At 32.3% G+C, this 334-nt stretch carries 1 protein-coding gene; it reads left to right on the top strand.

The genetic code is table 11. The annotated features are described in order from the left end of the window. Window positions 1–38: 38 nt before the first annotated feature. The coding region (locus tag SCA31_RS22785; RefSeq protein WP_410699322.1) for a hypothetical protein at window positions 39–334 on the top strand (296 nt) is incomplete at its 3' end.

The following is a 334-nucleotide window of genomic DNA, read 5'->3' as shown; positions in this document are numbered from 1 at the left end:
CTATTGTAACACAAACCAATAATGGAGTTACTAAAACATTGTCGAAAACGGAAACGGTTTATCCAACTTCATTGCCAGATGCACAAATAGGTAATTTTATACTGCCAAAATCTATAAAAACGTATGACCTTTCAAACAGCTCTTCTGCTTTCACAGAAGTAACATTGGATAAATATGATGTAAAAGGAAATCTTATTCAATATACAGCAAAAGACGGAACACCTATGTCTATTATTTGGGGATATAATTCCAGATTACCTATAGCAAAAATTGAAGGTGCACTGTATGATAATATTGCTATGTATGTCAATGATATTATGGCTGCTTCTAATAC

This window comes from Chryseobacterium sp. SIMBA_028, assembly GCF_046535285.1.
In the GTDB taxonomy this organism is placed as follows: Bacteria; Bacteroidota; Bacteroidia; order Flavobacteriales; family Weeksellaceae; genus Chryseobacterium.
Note: the sequence above shows the minus strand (reverse complement) of the source record. Positions and strands in the feature narration are given on the sequence as shown.